Here is a 17,452-nt window from a genome sequence, read left to right as displayed (position 1 = left end):
CGGGCGTTCCTCACTCGTCAACGCAACGGAGGACCAGCCATGGGCGACCAGACGAAGAAGACGGACCTCACCACCCAGGACAACGGGATGCCGGCGCCGCCGGTGAAGGACCCGGTGGCCACCCCGCTCGACAACGGCATGCCGACCCCGCCCGCCAAGGACCCGGTCGTCACCCCGCTCGACAACGGGATGCCCACGCCGCCGGCGAAGGACCCGGTCGTCAGCCCGCTCGACAACGGCATGCCGACCCCGCCCGCCGAGAGCGACATCCGGACGCTGGACAACGGCATGCCCGCCCCGCCGGCCCTGGACCTCGACGGCAGCAAGTAGGCCACTGGACCTTCATCCCGACGGGGACCGGCCGCGGTGGCGCGGAGGGGGAGCCACCGCGGCCGAGGTCTGTCCGGTCACGTCGCGAGGGCCGNNTCGGCCCTCGCGACGTGACCGACTTGTCGTGACCGGCGGGCGTTCGCGGCACGGCCGAAAGGTGAGGTCGTCCCGGTGCAGCCACTCGCATGGCCCGCCCCGACGCCGTACCCTGCGCATCACGATGACAGCGCAGCCCATCGAGCCCGGCAGGCCCCTCGTTCCCCGGCCGGACCGAACACCCGGCGCACTCCGCGCGGCCGTTATCCGTGTTGCCCCGCACCGGCTCGCCGAACTGGAGCGGGAGACGGACGGGGCCATCGAGGCCGCTGCGCGCACCGGCAGCCTCGGGCCCATCATCCAGCTCCTCGACACATGGGCCGTCACGGTGGAGATCGCGAGGTTCCCGTCCACGGCCGCGCGGCTCCGGAAGGCCGAGCTCACCGCACGGACCGTCGCCCGGGGCGCCCCCGCGAGGCGCGGCGCCAGGGACGAGATCCATGCCCTCCGGGCCTCCGCACGGGAGTCACTCACCCGCGATTAGCGAGGGCGGGGACAGGGACGGGAACAGAGGCGGGGCCGGACCACTTGCTTCTCAGGCGCAGAGTTCGCCGTCGATCAGGTCGTTCTCGGCCTGCTGGCTGGACAGGTCGGACGCCCCGTCACCGGTCGCGATCAGGACGACGGTCCGGCGGCCGTCGGCGCTGACGCCTTCGCGGGTGGTGTAGCCGGGGAGGTCGCCGCCGTGGCTGTAGTAGGCGCCGCCGCAGGACAGCGGGACCCGCATCAGGCCGAGGCCGTAGCGCACACCGGGCCAGCCGGGGTCCAGCTCCGGGGCCGGTACGGTCGTCTTCATCGCCGTCAGCTCCGCCGGGCGCAGCAGCCGGCCGCCGAGGAGCGCCTCGTAGAAGCGTGTCAGGTCGGCCGTCGTGCTGATCATGGCGCCGGCCGCGCCGCCCGCCGAGGGGTTGAACCCGGTGACGTCGATCGGCTCCACCGCCTCGCCGAAGTTGGAGTAGCCGCGCAGGTGACGGCCGGGGATCCAGGCGTACGTCGTCGGGGCGAGGGTGTCGCGCAGGCCCAGCGGGCGGATGATGCGCGCGGTGACCTCCTGCTCCCAGCTGTGCCCGGTGGCCTTCTGGATGATCATTCCGGCCAGGATGTAGTTGGTGTTGGAGTAGCTCCACTTGGTGCCGGGCTCGAAGTCCGGGGCGTGCCGCATCGCGATGGCGACCAGCTGCTCGGGGGTCCAGGTGGTGTAGCGGTCGGCCTGGTAGCCGGCGACGCTGGCGACCTCGGGGAAGTCCGCGGTGTAGTTGAACAGTCCGCTGGTGTGCTGGAGCAGCTGCCGTACGGTGATCGCGCTGCCGTCGTTGCCGTTGCCGGAGACGACTCCGGGCAGCCAGTGCTCCACGGTGTCGTCCAGCGACAGGCGTCCCTCGCCGACGAGTTGCAGGATCACCGTGGAGACGAACGTCTTGCTGGCGCTGGCGATCCGGAACCGGTCACCGGGGCGCGGGGCCTCGCCCGTGGCCTTGTCGGCGACCCCGCCGGTGGCGTACCGGGAGCCGCGCGGCCCCGTCGACCGGGCCACCACGCCGACGGTCCCGGTGTCCATGATCGCGTCCACGCCGGCCTGCAAGGCCTTGCTGTGCGACGAGTCGTGGACCGACCCGGCCCCAGATCCGGATGCGGGTGCGGGTGCGGTCGCGCCCGACGCGGGCAAGGTCAGGCCGATACCGGCCAGCGCGGTCACCAGCGTCGTGGCCACCACTCGGGAGGTGAGCTTGGTCTTCATGGGTCGCGGGCTCCTTGCGTATGGGTCGGGCCGTCGTTGCGGTGCGACCACCACGCTAGGAACTCCGGGCGTACGCCACGATCAAGCAGGCGGGCCACTGCAGGGGGGTGCTTCCACCCCGGCCCGGGTGGTGCCTGCTGTATTGACCGGGCCACAAGCCGAGCCCCCGCGCGAGGGTAACAGCGCGAACCGCAGGCGCTGCTGACGTGGCGTCACGTACGGCGGCGGGCGTCGTCCAGGTATCTCAGGACCGCCGCGACCCGCCGGTCCACCTGGTCGGCGGGTGACAGGTCGAGCTTGGCGAAGATGCTGCGGATGTGCTTGTGGACGGCGCCGTCCGTGACCACGAGCCGTTCCGCGATGGCGCCGTTGCCCAGGCCCTCGGCCATCAGCGCGAGCACGTCGCGCTCACGCGGACTGAGCCGCTCCAGACGGGTGTCCTGGCGGCTGCGCGTGAAGAGCTGGGCGACGACCTCCGGGTCGATGGCCGTCCCCCCGTCCGCCACCCGCTTGAGCGCGTCCAGGAACTCCTCGACCCGGCCGACCCGTTCCTTGAGGAGGTAGCCGAGCCCGGTGACCCCGCCGACGAGCAGCTCCGTGGCGAAGGACTGCTCGACGTACGCCGACAGGACGAGGACCGCGAGTTCGGGCCTGCGCCGCCGGGCCTCGACCGCGGCGACGATCCCCTCGTCGGTGTGCGTCGGCGGCATCCGTACGTCGAGGATGGCGACGTCGGGCTTGTGGGTGTCGATGGCGTCGAGGATGCCGTCGGCCGTGCCTGCCGTGGCCACCACGTCGAGGCCCTCGGCGCGCAGCAGCAGCGCGAGCCCCTCCCGCAGCAGCGCGTCGTCCTCAGCGATCACAATCCGCATGGCAGTTCCACCTTGAGAGTCGTCGGGCCGCCGGGCGGGCTGGCCAGTTCGAGGGTGCCGTCGTGTGCCGCGATCCGGTTGCGGATGCCGGTGAGCCCGGAACCGCCGGCCTCGTCGGCACCGCCCCGGCCGTCGTCGGTGATGTGCAGCCGGAGCCGGCCGCCGCGGCTGCGGACCGTGACAGCGGCCTGCCGCGCCCCGCTGTGCTTGGCGATGTTCGTCAGCGTCTCGGCCACCACGAAGTAGGCGGTCGCCTCCACGGACGCGGCGCACCGCTCGGGTGCCTCGACGTCGATCCGGCAGGGCACCGGGCAGCTCGCGGCGAGCCCGGTGAGCGCGCCGGCGAGCCCCCGGTCGGCCAGTACGGGCGGCAGGATGCCCCGGGCGACCGAGCGCAGCTCGGACAGAGCCTGCTCGGCGGCGCTCTGGGCCCGTTCGAGGAGTTCGTCCGCGCCCGCCGGATCGCGGGCCACCATGCGGCGCGCGGCGCCGAGCAGCACGGTCACGGTGACGAGCCGGTTCTGGGTGCCGTCGTGCAACGAGCGCTCGATGCGCCGCAGTTCGGTGGCGTGGGCGTCCAGGGCGGCGGCCCGGGTGGCGGTGAGTTCCGCGACGCGCAGGGACAGGTCCGTGTCGGGTCCGGCCGCGAGGAAGGTGCGTCCCGGCCGTGCCTGGAGCCGTGCCATACCGGGGGTGAGGCCCAGGATGATGGCGGTCCAGCCGAGGCCCAGCGGGGCGGAGACGAGGGCGTCGGCCCAGGTCTGCGTGACCCCGATCCCCAGGGACGTACTGGTCGCGTCCGCCGGCAGCAGCCACCAGTACAGCGGGAAGGTGATGTCGCGTGCGGCCATCACCGGCAGCAGCACACCGCAGAGGCCGAGCAGCAGGCCCAGCGAAGCGTGGCGGGCCAGCCAGCGCAGCTCCCGCCGCGTGGTCGGGTCGACGACGGCGTACCGCAGCCGGGTCGGTGCCGGGTCCGGACCGATGACCTCGGGGCCGTACCGGCCGAGCCGCGCGCGTTCGCGTCCGGCGAGCGAGTGCAGGGCGCGCAGGACGAGCGGTGCCATCAGCAGTCCGACGCCCACCAGGGACGTCACGGCGGTGACGGCCGCCCAGATCAGGACGGCCAGCGCGAGCAGCGCGGTGCCGAGTCCGCCGAGGAGCTGTTCCAGCGCGGCGACGGCAGCCCGCACCGCCCGGACCGCGGCCACCCGGATCCCGGGCCGGCCCTCACCGCCCTCACCCTCGCCACCATCGGCCTTCCGGCCCTCGGCCTTCCGGCCCTCGGCGGGTTCGTCGTGCCGGGTCGAGGTCGGCATCCGCCCCTCCTCTCTCGTCTCGCTCTCCGGCTCTCCGGCTCTCCGGCTCTCCGGCTCACGCGAACAACCCGGTGCGAGCGACCGGTTCCTGTCGTGGAGGAGCGTAGAGGTACAGCCTGCTGTACCCCCACTCGGGCTGCTGGCGGGCTCGGCCGCCCAGGGTCCTGATCCGTAGTTTCGGTGCATGACAGCGAGGCCCGCCGAGGGCCCGAAAAGTCCGAAGGCTCCGAAGTGAGGCAACAATGACGACGACCACGGACCCCTACCGATTCGACGGCGCCGACGGCACAGAGCCGGTGCGGCCCGGCGTCACCCCGAACAGCGTCGTGCGTACGGCGCTGTGGCTGGTGCTGGTCATCAGCACCGTCGGCAACATGGTGGCCTCGTACGGCGCCGCCTCCCTCCAGGTCCACCTGGTCTGCGGCGCGGTCACCGCCCTGGCCGCGACGGCGCTCGTCGTCCGTCACCTGCGCGGCCGGCGATGAGCGGGCTCCTCGCCGGAGCCGGCCTGCCGGTGGCGGCGCGGCCCGCCGCGGCCATCACCCTGTCGAACGTCAGCAAGACGTACGCGGGAGGCGTCCGCGCCCTCGACGACGTGTCGCTGACCGTGGCGCACGGCACGTTCCTCGCCGTGATGGGGCCCTCGGGGTCCGGCAAGAGCACGCTGATGCACTGCGCCGCCGGCCTCGACTCCCCCAGCTCGGGGAGCATCCGCATCGGCGACCGCGAGATCGGCGGCCTGAACGAGACCCGCCGTACCGAACTGCGCCGCGAGCACATCGGCTTCGTGTTCCAGTCCTACAACCTCGTCCCCGCCCTCAGCGTCGCCGACAACATCACGCTGCCGCTGCGCCTTGCGGGGCGGGCCCCCGACCGGGACTGGCTGCGGACCCTGGTCGAGCGGGTCGGTCTCGCCGACCGGCTGTCGCACCGGCCCGCCGAGCTCTCCGGCGGCCAGCAGCAACGGGCGGCGATCGTACGGGCGTTGGTGGCCAAGCCCGCCGTCGTGTTCGCCGACGAACCGACCGGCGCCCTGGATCTGCGCAGCGCCCACGAGGTGCTCGGCCTGCTGCGCGAACTCGTCGACGAACTGCGCCAGACGGTGGTGATGGTCACCCACGACCCGGCCGCCGCCGCCCAGGCGCACCGCGCCCTGGTGATGGCCGACGGCCGGGTGGTCGACACCCTGGACCGGCCCACCGCTCGTGAACTGGCCGACCGGCTCGTCAGTCTGGGAAAGGTCTAGAAACCATGCTGCATCTCGCGGTCCGGATGGCCGGACACCGCATCACCGCCCTGCTGGCGGTGGCCTGCGCGGTGCTCGGCGGAGCGGCGCTGATCACCGGCACAGGGGTGCTGGCCGAGTCGGGCCTGCGCTCCCAGCTTCCCGCAGGGCGGCTCGCCGGGGCCGACGTCGTGGTCTCCGTCGACCAGAACTTCCACCCGCCGGGGGACCTGCCGATCGCGCTGCCGGAACGCGGCACCGTCCCGGACCGACTGGTCGACCGGCTGGGCCGGCTGCCCGGCGTCACCGCCGCGGTCGGCGACGTCAGCTTCCCGGCCGCCGTGATCGGCGCCGACGACCGGGGCGTACCGGCCGAGGAACCGCGGGCGGCCGGGCACGGCTGGTCCTCGACGAAGCTGCTCGCGGATCCGAAGGTCGACGGCGACACGCCGTCCGGCACCGACGAGGTGGCACTCGACAGCGCGACGGCCGAGGCCGCGGGTGTGCGGGTGGGCGACCGGGTCGAGGTCGTCGCGGCCGGCCGGTCCGCCACCGCGTACCGCGTCACGGCGGTGGTCGACGCCCCGGGCGCCGGAATCCTCTTCGCCGACCCGACGGCCGCACGGCTGTCCGGCCGCGCCGAAGGGAAGCGCGCCGAAACCGTGGACCTGGTCGGCCTGCGCACCGAACCCGGCAAGGAGAACTCGGTGGCCGCGGCGGCCCGCGAAACGATCGGTGCCGCCAAGGAACCCACCGGCCTGATCGCCTCCACCGGCTCCGACCGCGGTGACATCGCCTCCCCCGGCGCGGGTGCGGCCCGTTCCCTGCTGATCCTGCTCGCCGGGTCGCTGGCCGGGATCATCATGCTGATCATCGGGTTCGTACTGGCGAGCGCGCTGGCCGTGTCGATCGGCGGCCAGCGCCGCGACCTGGCCCTGATGCGGGCCGTCGGCGCGACGCCCCGGCAGATCAGGCGACTCGCGGCGGCGCAGGCCTCCCTCATCGCCGCCGTGGCGCTCGTGCCCGGTGTGGGCCTCGGCTATCTGCTGGCCGGACAGTTCCGGCGGATGCTGGTCGACCGTGAGGTGATCCCGGAGGGCCTGCCGCTCACGTACAGCCCGCTGCCCGCGCTCGCCGCCGTCCTGCTGCTGGGCCTCGCCGTCCAGGTGTCGGCCAGGAGCGCCGCGTGGCGCACCTCGCGGCTGCCCGCCACAGAGGCGGTCGCCGAGTCGCGCAGCGAGCCCCGTACCCCGTCGAAGCTGCGGGCCCGCTCCGGTCTGCTGCTGATCGTCGCCGCCACCACGCTCTCGGTGGTGCCGCTGCTGAGCCGGACGGTCCTCGGCGCGGCGGCCACCTCCATGGCCGGCATCGGCGGCGCGATCGGCCTGGCCCTGGCAGGACCCGCCCTGGTGCAGGGCATCGGCGACACGGCGGCCCGGCGGTTGCGGCCCGGCGTCTCGGCCCCGACCTGGCTGGCGGTGGCGAACATCCGCGGCTACGCGTTGCGGCTCTCGGGGGTCGTCAGCGCGCTCGCCATGGCGGTCGTGTTCGTCCTGACCTACACCCTGGCCCAGACGACCGTCATGAGCGCCACCGCGCAGGACACCCGGACCGGCACCCTCGCCCAGCAGCGGCTGAGCGCACCGGGACTCGGCGGTGTGCCCGCCGGCACCCTGGCCGCGGTCACCGCCGTCGACGGCGTACGGGCCGCGGCCCCGGTCAGCGACACCACCGCGGTGTGGACCTACCAGATGCTCGGTGACCCGGCGGCCGAGGCGAGTTCGGCGATGATCCTGACACCGGCCGCGCGAGGCGTCCTCGACCTCGGGATACGGGACGGCGGCCTGGCCGGGCTCACCGGCGACACGGTCGCCGTCAGCAGCGACGTCGCCGGCTCCCGCGACGCCGGCGTCGGCCACCGGATCGACCTGGTCCTCGGGGACGGCAGCCGGGTCAGCCCCAAGGTCGTCGCCGTCTACGAGCGCAACCTCGGCTTCGGCCCGGTCGTCCTCTCCCACGACCTCGCCGCCGGCCACACCACCGCAGGGCTCGACCAGGGCATCCTCGTACGCACCGACGGCACCGCCGCCGCGCAGCGCGCGCTCACCGCGCTCGCCGCGTCCCGCCCCGGGCTGGCCCTGGAGCCCACCGACACGGGAGCCGGCGAGGGCCTGAGCGACGCGCCGCCGGAGGTCTGGATCAACCTGGCCCTCATCGTCGTACTCCTCGGCTACCTCCTCCTCAGCATCGCCAACAAGATCGTCGCCACGACCGCCCAGCGCCGGAACGAGATCGCCACGCTCCGCCTCAACGGCACCACTCCGCGCCAGATCCTCTCGATGATGCGCCGCGAGGCCGCGATGATCGCGGTCGCCGCACTCGCCACCGGCCTGCTGCTGTCCGCGATCCCCCTCGCGCTGCTCGGCATCGGCTTCCTTGACCGGCCGTGGCCCGCGGGCCCGGTGTGGCTGCTCCCGGCCGTCGCGCTGACGGTGATCTGCACGGCCTTCGTCACGATCGAGCTGCCCACCAGGCAGGCACTGCGCACGGCTCCGGCACATGCGCTGTCCGCCCGCGAATAGGGCGGGGCTCGGCCCCGCCCCTTCTTTACCTCCCCCGCAGCTCGCCCTTCATGACCTTCCCGCTGGCGTTCCGCGGCAGTTCGCCGACGAACTCCACCGTCCTGGGCACCTTGTAGTTCGCCATCTCGCGGCGCGCCCAGGCGGTCAGGTCGTCGCCGGTGAGCGCCACGCCCGGCCGTCGTACGACGTACGCCTTGCCGACCTCGCCGAGCCGGGCGTCCGGGACGCCGATCACCGCCACGTCCGCGATGTCCGGGTGCAGGCCGAGGAGTTGTTCTATCTCCGCCGGGTACGCGTTGAAGCCGCCGACGATGAACATGTCCTTGATGCGGTCGGTGATCCGGAGGTTGCCGGCCTCGTCCAGGACGCCGATGTCGCCCGTACGGAGCCAGCCGTCCCCGGTCATCGCCTCCGCGGTGGCGAGGTCGTCCTCGTAATAGCCGCGCATGATGTTGAAGCCGCGGACCAGGACCTCGCCGGGGGTACCCGGGATGCCCGGGGCGACCGTGTCTCCCCGGGCGTCCACCACCTTGACCTCCGTGCCGGGGATCGCCCGGCCCGACGTGGACGCGATCACGCCCGGCTCGTCGCCCCGGCGGCACATCGTGACGATGCCGCTCGCCTCGGAGAGGCCGTAGGCGGTGAGGACGGTGCCCACGCCCAGTTCCGCCCGCAGCCGCTCCACCAGGCGCAGCGGCACGACCGCGGCGCCCGTCACCACCAGGCGCAGGGCCGAGAGGTCGTACGCGTCGCGGTTCGGGTGGTCGAGGAGGGACTGGTGGAGGGTGGGCGGCCCTGGGAGCACGGAGATGCGTTCCGAGGCCACGTTCGCCAGGACGGTGTCCACGTCGAACACCGGCTGCGGGATCATCGTCGCGCCCCGCATCAGGCAGGCGATGACGCCCGCCTTGTAGCCGAAGGTGTGGAAGAAGGGGTTCACGATCAGATAGCGGTCGCCCTCGCGCAGACCGGCCAGTTCGCACCACACGTCGTACGCCCGCAGGGTCTGCGCGTGGGTGATCACGGCGCCCTTGGGCCGGCCCGTGGTGCCCGAGGTGAAGATGATGTCCGAGGGGTCGGAGGGGGCCGACGCCGAGGCCCGTTCCCGTACCCGTGCCGCCGCCACGTGGTCCCCGCTCGCCAGGAAGTCCTTCCAGGTGCGGAAGTCGGCGGGGGCGTCGTCGGACAGGACGACCACTTGTTCCAGATACGGAAGCCCAGGGAGAGGGGCGGGGCTGGGGCCGGAGCGGGGGCCCACCTCGGCCGGTCCCTCGGAACCGACGGAGTCGACCCGCTCCTCCGAGCAGGCCCGTCGCAGCGACGCCACGTACGACGTCCCCAGGAACGTACCCGTCACGAACAGCAGCTTCGCCCGGCTCCGGGACAGGACGTACGCCGCCTCCGCCCCCTTGAAGCGCGTGTTCAGCGGGACGAGGACCGCGCCCGCCGAGACCGCGCCCAGGGAGGACACGATCCAGTCCAGGGTGTTGGGCGCCCAGATGGCCACCCGGTCGCCGACTTCCACGCCGTTCGCGACGCAGGCCGCCGCCGCGCGTTCGACCCGGGCGCCCAGCTCCGCGTACGTGACGCGCGTACGGCCCTCGACGACGGCCTCCACGTTCGCGTACCGCTCGGCCGCCGCTCGCACGAGCCCCGGGATCGTGCCCCACTCCAAGTCACCGCGCACAGCGGACCTCCCCTCCACTAGCTGACTACCCGTCAGATTAGCGGTAGCCTGACGCGCTGTCAGCATTCGCGGACCAGGGTGGAGGTGTGCCCATGGCACGGACAGGGGCCGGGACAGGGACCCGGACAGGCACAGGCACGCCGGGAATCAAGGACGCCACCGCCGTGGTCGGCATCGGGCAGACCCCCTTCGCCAAGCAACTCCCCCAGAGCGAAAAGGCGTTGGCGTGCAGGGCGATCCTCGCCGCGCTCGACGACGCGGGGATCTCCCCGGCCGAGGTCGACGCGCTCGCCTCCTACACCATGGAGGAGACCGACGAGGTCGAGGTCGCCAAGGCCGTCGGCTTCGGTGACCTCAGCTTCTTCAGCAAGGTCGGTTTCGGGGGCGGCGGTTCGTGCGCCACCGTCGCGCACCTGGCGGCAGCGGTGGCCACCGGGCAGGCGACGGTCGGCGTCGCCTGGCGCTCACGCAAGCGAGGCAGCGGACCGCGCCCCTGGCGGAACACCACCGTCCAACTCCCCACCCCCGCCCAGTGGACGCGCCCTTTCGGCCTCCTCCGCCCGGCCGACGAGATAGCGATGCTCACCCGCCGCTATCTGTACGAGCACGGGGCGAGCCGGGACCACCTCTTCAACGTCGCCCTCGCCTGCCGCAACCGCGCCAACCAGAACCCCGCCGCGATGATGTACGAGCGACCGCTGACCCGGGACATGTATATGACGTCCCGCTGGATCAGCGAGCCGCTCTGCCTCTTCGACAACTGTCTGGAGACGGACGGGGCGTTGGCCTGCGTGATCGTCTCCGCCGAACGGGCCCGCGACTGCCGGCACCGGCCCGTGTACGTGCACTCGGCCGCCCAGGGGCTGCCCGCCCAGCACCACGGGATGGTCAACTACTGGAACGACGACCCGCTGACCGGTCCCGCCTGGACGGCGGCCCGCCACCTCTGGAAGCACGCCGACTTCACCCCGGAGGACGTCGACGTCGCCCAGATCTACGACGCGTTCACGCCCCTCATACCGCTCTCTCTGGAGGGCTACGGCTTCTGCGGACGCGGCGAGGGCGGCGCGTTCACGGAAGGGGGCGCGCTGGAGATCGGCGGGCGGCTGCCGCTGAACACGAGCGGCGGCGGCCTCTCGGAGGCGTACGTCCACGGCTTCAACCTCATCAACGAGGGCGTGCGGCAGCTCCGGGGCACCAGTACCGCGCAGGTTCCGGGCGCGGCCACCTGCCTGGTCACGGCGGGCGAGGGCGTCCCGACCTCGGCGCTGCTCCTGAGGAACTGACCGAACCCGAACCCGATCACGGAGCCCCTCATGCTCACACCTGTCGTGGACGACGACGGCGCACCCTTCTGGGAGTACGCGGCGCAAAGCGAGCTGCGCGTCCAGGCGTGCGCCGAGCCCGCCTGCGGCGAACTGCGTTTCCCGCCCCGCCCCTGCTGCCCGCACTGCCACTCCTTCGACAGCGAGTGGCGCAGGATGAACGGCAAGGGCCGTATCTGGTCGTACGTGATCCCGCATCCGCCTCTCCTGCCCGACTACGCGGCGCAGGCCCCGTACAACGTGATCGTCGTAGAGCTGGCGGAGGCACCGCGCATCCGCCTGGTGGGCAACCTCGTCACCGCCCCGGACGCACCGCTCAACTCGGTCGCCCGGGAACGGATCAGGATCGGCGCGAAGGTGCAGGTGGTGTTCACGGAGGCCGGGCACGAAGGGGGCGACGGGCTCGGAGACGGGGCCGAGGTGGTCACCAGGCTGCCCCGCTGGGTACTGGAGCGGCCATGACCCTGCGCGTCACCGCCGACAAGGACACGGGTGTCGCCGTCGTCACCCTCGACCGGCCCGAACGCCTCAACGCGATCGACCTCGCCACGGCCACCGAACTGACCGCCGCCTGGCAGGAGTTCAGGTACGACGACTTCGTACGGGCGATCGTCCTGACCGGTGCGGGCGAACGGGCCTTCTCCACGGGCCTCGACCGCGCCGCCGAGGTGCCGCAGCCGGGGTCGCCGTACATGCTGGACGATCCGCTGGTCGCGATCGGCCCGAAGGCGGCCGGCCTGTGGAAACCGGTGATCGCGGCGGTCAACGGCATGGCGTGCGGCGGGGCGTTCTACCTGATCGGCGAGGCGGACTTCGTGATCGCGGACGAGACGGCCACGTTCTTCGACCCGCACACGACATACGGCATGGTCAACGCGTACGAGTCCATCTACCTGGCCCAGCGGATGCCGATCGGGGAGGTGGCCCGCATGGCCCTGATGGGCACGGCCGAACGCGTCTCGGCTCGACGCGCGTACGAGGTGGGCCTGGTCTCCGAGATCACGGCCCCCGGCGAGGCCGTACCGGCTGCCCTGAGCTGCGCGACCGTGATCGCGTCCTACCCGACCACGGCGGTCCAGGGCACGGTACGGGCCGTGTGGTCCGCCCAGGAGGCGACCCGCGCGGCGGCCCTGTCGCACGCGCCGCACCTCGTCTCACTCGGAAACCTGCCGTCGGACCAGCAGGCAGAGCGGTTCGGCACCCGCCGCCCGGGGTTCCGGACCCGCTGAACCAGGGGCGCCTCCGCGGGAGATGACCGCCAGGATTCGCCGCCTGCGCAGCTCGCACCGGTACCGCACCGATACGGCGGGCATTCCGATATGCCGACTCCCGTGTGAGTGAACCATTCGACCCTTGCGTGCGTTGTGATCACTGTGACGGGTCAGCGCATTGCCGAACCCGTCGAATTGCAGTGAATTCACGGCTGCGGATACAGGGAGGATGCGCGTTTTACCCTCAGCCGCACTCAGAGGGTGGATTGCCGCTGGTCACGGCCCTCTGCCGCACTGTTCACACTCGGCCCCCCACCGTTGTGATCAAAGAGTGCAGCGTCCTGCCCGGAAGCTGGAGAGTTCTCCGTTCAGGTGCCGAGAGCCGGTCGAGAGCCGTGCGAATCAATTCGCCATGCGGCCCATTTCTTTGAATTCAGGCGCGCGCGTCGAAGCGGCGCCCATCACTCGATCAAGGATGCACTTTTCCAGGGAGAGAACATGCCGAATACGTTACGTCTCATGGCTGTGCACGCGCACCCCGACGACGAGTCGAGCAAGGGCGCGGCGACGTTGGCACGGTATGTCACCGAAGGTGTCGAAGTGTTGGTGGTGACCTGCACCGGTGGTGAGCGAGGAGACATCCTCAACCCGCACCTGGCAGACGCCGACCGGCTCCTCGCCGACCTGGGCGCCGAGCGGCGCCGGGAGATGGCCGCCGCCCAGAAGATCTTGGGGGTGGAGCACGCCTGGCTGGGCTTCGTCGACTCCGGCATGCCCGATTCCGGCCCTCTGCCCCCGGGCTGTTTCGCCGCCCTGCCGGTGCCGGAAGCGGCCGGTCCGCTGGTGGCATTGATGCGTGCGTTCCGTCCGCACGTGGTGACGACCTATGACGAGACCGGCGGCTACCCGCATCCTGACCACCTCATGTCCCACCGCGTCTCGGTCCACGCGTTCGAGACGGCCGCCGACCCCGACCGGTATCCGGCCGCAGGGCCGCCCTGGCAGCCGCTGAAGCTGTACTACAGCCGGACGCTGTCCCGGGCCAGGGCCTCCGCCCTGCGGTACGCGACGCGCGTCGCCGGTCGTCCGCCCGTCTCCATCTGGTCCGAGGGAGCCGAACAGCCGGACCGCCCCGAGTTCACCACCCGAGTCGCCTGCGCGGACTGGTTCGATGTCCGGGACGCGGCGCTGAAGGCACACGCCACCCAGATCGACCCCGAGGGCTTCTGGTTCAGCGTCCCCAACGACGTCCAGCGCCAGGCATGGCCCACCGAGGACTACGAACTGGCTCGCACCCTCGTACCCACGCCCCCCGCGGAGGACGACCTCTTCGCCGGCCTGCGCTCCCCCGTCGCCGACCACCACGTTCACGAGCACGACAGGCGCGTGTCGCAGCAGAACTCGTGAAGCGGTTGCCGGTCAGGGGGCAGTCGCCGGTCAGGGGCGGTCGCCGTGGTCCCGGTGAACTTGCGGCGTCCGGAACCGGCTTGGGGTGCCGTCCCCCCGTTGCGACGGCACCCCGCGGTGTGGACCGGCCTGTGGACCGGACTATGGACCGGGCTATGGACCGGCCCCCGTCAGTTGCAGGCGAGGTAGGCCCGGTGGATCCAGACGCCGGTGCGCCCGCCCACCAGGTCTCCCATGATCCATTCACCTTCTTCGTTGCGGTAGATGAGCTCCTGTCCCCTGTTCACCTGGCCGAGGACCGGGTACTGGGTGCCGGGGCCACCCCGGAAGTTGACCCCGTCGTCGTTGACGGTGCAGACGATGTCCTGCTGCACGGCCCGCACGACAGGGGACGCGGCAGCCGGCTCCGCGGCCTGCCCGGCCTGTGCGAGCGGCCCGGCGGTCAGTGCGAGCCCACTGATCAGGAGGTACGCGGCCAGCATTCGCTTCTTCATGGGATTCCTCTTTCCGTTCGCTGTCGGGTCCTCGGTACGGGGCCCGATGCACCGTTTGTAGCCGCTAATCTGTTGTTCAAGTCAGGTCGGCCGATGGTGAACAAACGGATGCCGAACAATCCGTGGGGCCGGAGGCGCGACCGGGATACGCGACGTGGATACGCGACTGGCACATGTGACCGGGGGAAGGGCGCACGCATGCCACGGGGAGAACGTCCGCTGGACCCGGACGGCGGTCCGCTGGCCGAATTCGCGGCGGGTTTGCGGAAACTGCGAGAACGGGCCGGCCGCCCTACCTACCGAGACCTCGCGCGGAACGCGCACTACGGGATCGCGACGCTGTCCTCGGCCGCGGCGGGACGTCAACTGCCCAGCCTGGCCGTCACTCTCGCCTACGTCCGCGCCTGCGGCGGTGACGAGCGGGAATGGACGCTGATCTGGCGACGGACGGCTGACGCGTATACCGGCGCGGACCTGTCTGCGGGCATGCCCGCAGACAGGTCCGCGGGTGCGTCCGCGAGTGCGTCCGCGGGTATGCCGGCCGAGGGCGGCGCGGAGAGCCGTACGAGGAAGAACGTCAAGCCTCCCTATGTCGGTCTGGCCGCGTTCGGGGAGGCCGATTCCGACGTTTTCTTCGGACGTGAGAAAGTCACCGAAACGTTCGTCGAACATTTGAAGGAAAAGCGGCTTCTCGTCTTGTTCGGGGCATCGGGTTCCGGTAAATCGTCGGTGCTGCGCGCAGGTGTCATTCCCGCCTTTTCCGGTGTTCCCTCGCTGGTCTTCACACCCGGCTCGCATCCGCTGGAGGAATGCGCCCTGCGATTGGCGGCGCGCGCCGGTGTGGATCCCGGCCCGGTGCACGCCGCGCTCACGGCCGAGCCGCACACCTTCCACCGGACGGTGCGGAAGATCCTCGCCGGGCGGCAGGAGACGGACTCCGCCGCGGACGAGTTGCTCGTCGTCGTGGACCAGTTCGAGGAGGTGTTCACCGTCTGCCGCGACGCGCGGGAACGGGAGCGGTTCGTCGCCGCGCTCCTGCACGCGGCGCAGGCCCCCGACAGCCGCACGCGGGTCGCCATCGCCGTACGGTCCGACTTCTACACGCACTGCACGCGCCTGCCCGGCCTCGTCGACGTGCTGCCGCATGCCCACCGCCCCGTCGGCCCGATGACCGCCGAGGAACTGCGAGCGGCGATCGTCCGGCCGGCGGCCCGCTCCCGGCTCACCGTCGAGGGCGCCCTGCTGACGACCCTCCTGGCCGACGCCCACGGTCGGCCGGGGGCGCTGCCCCTGCTGTCGCACGCCCTCCTTGAGACCTGGCGCCGGCGGCGGGGCAACGCCCTCACGCTGGCCGGATACCGGGCGGCCGGCGGCTTCGAGGGGGCGCTCACCCAGACCGCCGAGGTGTTCCACCAGGCCCTGAGCGACAGTCGGCGGAAGGCCGCGCGACGGCTGTTCCTGCGGCTCGTCGCGCTGGGCGAGGGCACCGAGGACACCAAACGCCGGGTACCACGGCAGGAACTCGACAGCGGTCCCGATACCGAGTTCGTCCTCGAACAGGCCACCCGGGCCAGGCTGCTGACCGCCGACGGCGACCATGTGGAGATCGCCCACGAGGCGCTGATCCGCTGCTGGCCCCGGCTCGGCGGCTGGCTGGAGGAGGACCGGGGCCAGGAACGCCTGCACCGCGCGCTCACCGAGGCCACCACCCTCTGGGAGTCCCTGGACCGCGACCCCGACACCCTGTACCGCGGTGTGCGCCTCGCCGCCGCGAAAGACCTTCCGCCGCAGGCGCTGACCGCCCGGGAACGTGTCTTCCTCGAAGCCTGCGAGGCGGCGGCGCAGGAGGCGCAACGGCTCGACCGCCGCCGCCTGCGCCGGCTGGGCAGGCTGGTCGCGGCCCTGGTCGTACTCCTCGTGTGTGCGGTGGCCGCCGTCGGCTTCGCCGTACGGGCTCAGGACACCGTCACCCGGCAGCGCAACGAGGCCGTGGTCCTGCGGGCCGCCGACGCTTCCGTACGCCTGAGCCCGCACAATCCGTCACTGGCCGCCCAGATCGCGCTGGCCGCCTACCGCAAGGCCCCGCAGCAACGCACGCGGGACGCCCTGCTCAGCACCCTGTCCGTCGCGGCGGCCGGCCCCAGACCGATCGGGCGCACACCGGCCGGGTACCAGCCGGCCGTGACCACCGACGGCCGCATGCTGGCCATGGCCGACGGCCCGCACACCGTCCTGTGGGACATGACCGATCCACGCCGGCCCCGCCGGCTCGGCACCATCGACGGCGACGGAGCCGGCCTGAACTTCATCGAGTTCACCCCGCACGGCGACACCCTGATCGGAGCCGGCCACGACCACACGCTCCGGCTGTGGGACGTGTCCGACCCCATGCGGCCGAGGCTGCTGTCGAAGCGGCCCACGCGGCACTCGGACGCCGTCTACGCCGTCGCCGTGCGTGGGGACGGCCGGATGGCCGCCACCAGCAGCTACGACGACACGGTCCGCCTGTGGGACCTGACGGACCCGGCACACCCGCGCGCCCTCGACACGTTGACCGGGCACCGGGGCAACGTCAAACCCGTGGCCTTCAGCGCCGACGGAACCACCTTGGCCTCGGGCTCCGACGACGGCACCGTACGCATCTGGGACGCGACCCGTCCGCCCCACGCCACCATCGCCGTCCTCAAGGGACACAAGCACTTCGTCGACGCCCTCGCCTACAGTCCGGACGGCCGCACCCTGCTGAGCGGGAGCGACGACCGCACGGCGAAACTGTGGGACATCAGCGACCTTCCCCGCCACCGTGAACTGGGCGAACTGGCGCGGCACGCCGACGTCGTCGCCGGTGTGGCCTTCGCTCCGCACGGCCGTACGGCGGTGACCGTCGGCGTGGACGGCACGGTGAACGCCTGGGACGTGACCGACCGCACCCGCCCCACCGCGCTGGCCGCCCTCACCAACCCCGGCGGGTCGGTCAAGGAGGTCCGCTACCTCGCGGCGGACGGCACGATCCTCACCGTGACGGCCCACCGCAGCGTCCAGGTCTGGTACACCGACCTGGACCGGGTACTCGCCGACGCCTGCGACCGCGTCCACGGCACCATCACCCGAGCCCAGTGGACCCGCCACTTCCCCCGCCTCGACTACGCCCCACCCTGCTCACACC

At 72.2% G+C, this 17,452-nt stretch carries 15 protein-coding genes; 10 read left to right on the top strand and 5 right to left on the bottom strand.

The features are described from left to right. The first annotated feature begins 39 nt into the window (after positions 1–39). Positions 40–330: a regulatory protein AfsS gene (afsS, locus tag AOK01_RS17150; protein WP_169800139.1), complete on the top strand. Its 291-nt coding sequence runs from the start codon at positions 40–42 to the stop codon at positions 328–330. Between the two features lie 220 nt (positions 331–550). Then, on the top strand, positions 551–910 hold the full coding sequence (locus tag AOK01_RS17145; RefSeq protein ID WP_055512525.1) for a DUF6247 family protein: 360 nt from the start codon (positions 551–553) through the stop codon (positions 908–910). A 51-nt stretch (positions 911–961) separates the two neighbouring features. Here the strand turns inward: AOK01_RS17145 and AOK01_RS17140 are convergent, their stop codons facing one another. From AOK01_RS17140 to AOK01_RS17130, 3 genes are all read right to left on the bottom strand, one after another. Next, a complete protein-coding gene (locus tag AOK01_RS17140; RefSeq protein WP_055512523.1) occupies positions 962–2,164 on the bottom strand; it encodes a serine hydrolase domain-containing protein in 1,203 nt (400 codons plus the stop codon). Positions 2,165–2,376: 212 nt separating this feature from the next. Then, a complete protein-coding gene (locus tag AOK01_RS17135) occupies positions 2,377–3,036 on the bottom strand; it encodes a response regulator transcription factor (protein ID WP_055512521.1) in 660 nt (219 codons plus the stop codon). Next, entirely contained in the window at positions 3,024–4,355 is a 1,332-nt protein-coding gene (locus AOK01_RS17130; RefSeq protein ID WP_079103486.1) for a sensor histidine kinase, read from the bottom strand. The genes AOK01_RS17135 and AOK01_RS17130 overlap by 13 nt, the downstream gene beginning before the upstream one ends. Before the next feature lie 242 nt (positions 4,356–4,597). Here AOK01_RS17130 and AOK01_RS17125 point away from each other — a divergent pair, with 242 nt between their 5' ends. Genes AOK01_RS17125 through AOK01_RS17115 form a run of 3 tightly spaced genes read left to right on the top strand, consistent with a single transcriptional unit; the run spans position 4,598 to position 8,162 of the window. Next, positions 4,598–4,840, top strand: a complete 243-nt coding sequence (locus AOK01_RS17125; RefSeq protein ID WP_055512519.1) for a hypothetical protein — start codon at positions 4,598–4,600, stop codon at positions 4,838–4,840. Then, positions 4,837–5,601, top strand: coding sequence for an ABC transporter ATP-binding protein (locus AOK01_RS17120; protein ID WP_055512517.1), 765 nt, complete (start codon positions 4,837–4,839; stop codon positions 5,599–5,601). Before AOK01_RS17125 ends, AOK01_RS17120 begins: the two co-directional genes overlap by 4 nt. A 5-nt stretch (positions 5,602–5,606) precedes the next feature. Further along, a complete protein-coding gene (locus AOK01_RS17115) occupies positions 5,607–8,162 on the top strand; it encodes an FtsX-like permease family protein (protein WP_055512515.1) in 2,556 nt (851 codons plus the stop codon). A 25-nt stretch (positions 8,163–8,187) separates the two neighbouring features. Here the strand turns inward: AOK01_RS17115 and AOK01_RS17110 are convergent, their stop codons facing one another. Next, positions 8,188–9,849: a fatty acid--CoA ligase family protein gene (locus AOK01_RS17110; protein ID WP_055512513.1), complete on the bottom strand. Its 1,662-nt coding sequence runs from the start codon at positions 9,847–9,849 to the stop codon at positions 8,188–8,190. A gap of 92 nt (positions 9,850–9,941) precedes the next feature. On the opposite strand from AOK01_RS17110, the gene AOK01_RS17105 reads away from it, so the two are divergent. The 4 genes from AOK01_RS17105 to mca all read left to right on the top strand — a co-directional run bounded on the left by AOK01_RS17105 (position 9,942) and on the right by mca (position 13,792). Beyond that, positions 9,942–11,135 carry a lipid-transfer protein gene (locus tag AOK01_RS17105; protein WP_055512512.1) on the top strand — a complete coding sequence of 398 codons (1,194 nt, stop codon included), beginning with the start codon at positions 9,942–9,944 and terminating at the stop codon, positions 11,133–11,135. 30 nt (positions 11,136–11,165) lie between these two features. Continuing rightward, positions 11,166–11,636, top strand: coding sequence for a Zn-ribbon domain-containing OB-fold protein (locus AOK01_RS17100; protein WP_055512510.1), 471 nt, complete (start codon positions 11,166–11,168; stop codon positions 11,634–11,636). Beyond that, complete coding sequence (locus AOK01_RS17095) at positions 11,633–12,403, top strand: enoyl-CoA hydratase/isomerase family protein (RefSeq protein ID WP_055512509.1); 771 nt, start codon at positions 11,633–11,635, stop codon at positions 12,401–12,403. The genes AOK01_RS17100 and AOK01_RS17095 overlap by 4 nt, the downstream gene beginning before the upstream one ends. 480 nt (positions 12,404–12,883) lie before the next feature. Continuing rightward, positions 12,884–13,792 (top strand): mycothiol conjugate amidase Mca, encoded by a 909-nt coding sequence (gene mca, locus AOK01_RS17090; RefSeq protein ID WP_055512507.1) that lies wholly within the window; start codon positions 12,884–12,886, stop codon positions 13,790–13,792. Positions 13,793–13,962: 170 nt separating this feature from the next. On the opposite strand, the gene AOK01_RS17085 is transcribed toward mca, so the two are convergent. Next, positions 13,963–14,286, bottom strand: coding sequence for an SH3 domain-containing protein (locus AOK01_RS17085; RefSeq protein WP_055512505.1), 324 nt, complete (start codon positions 14,284–14,286; stop codon positions 13,963–13,965). A 198-nt stretch (positions 14,287–14,484) separates the two neighbouring features. Here AOK01_RS17085 and AOK01_RS17080 point away from each other — a divergent pair. Next, positions 14,485–17,452: nSTAND1 domain-containing NTPase (locus tag AOK01_RS17080; protein WP_055512503.1), on the top strand; the 2,968-nt coding region annotated here is incomplete at its 3' end.

The organism is Streptomyces aurantiacus, from assembly GCF_001418335.1.
Classification (GTDB): Bacteria; Actinomycetota; Actinomycetes; order Streptomycetales; family Streptomycetaceae; genus Streptomyces; species Streptomyces aurantiacus.
Note: the sequence above shows the minus strand (reverse complement) of the source record. Positions and strands in the feature narration are given on the sequence as shown.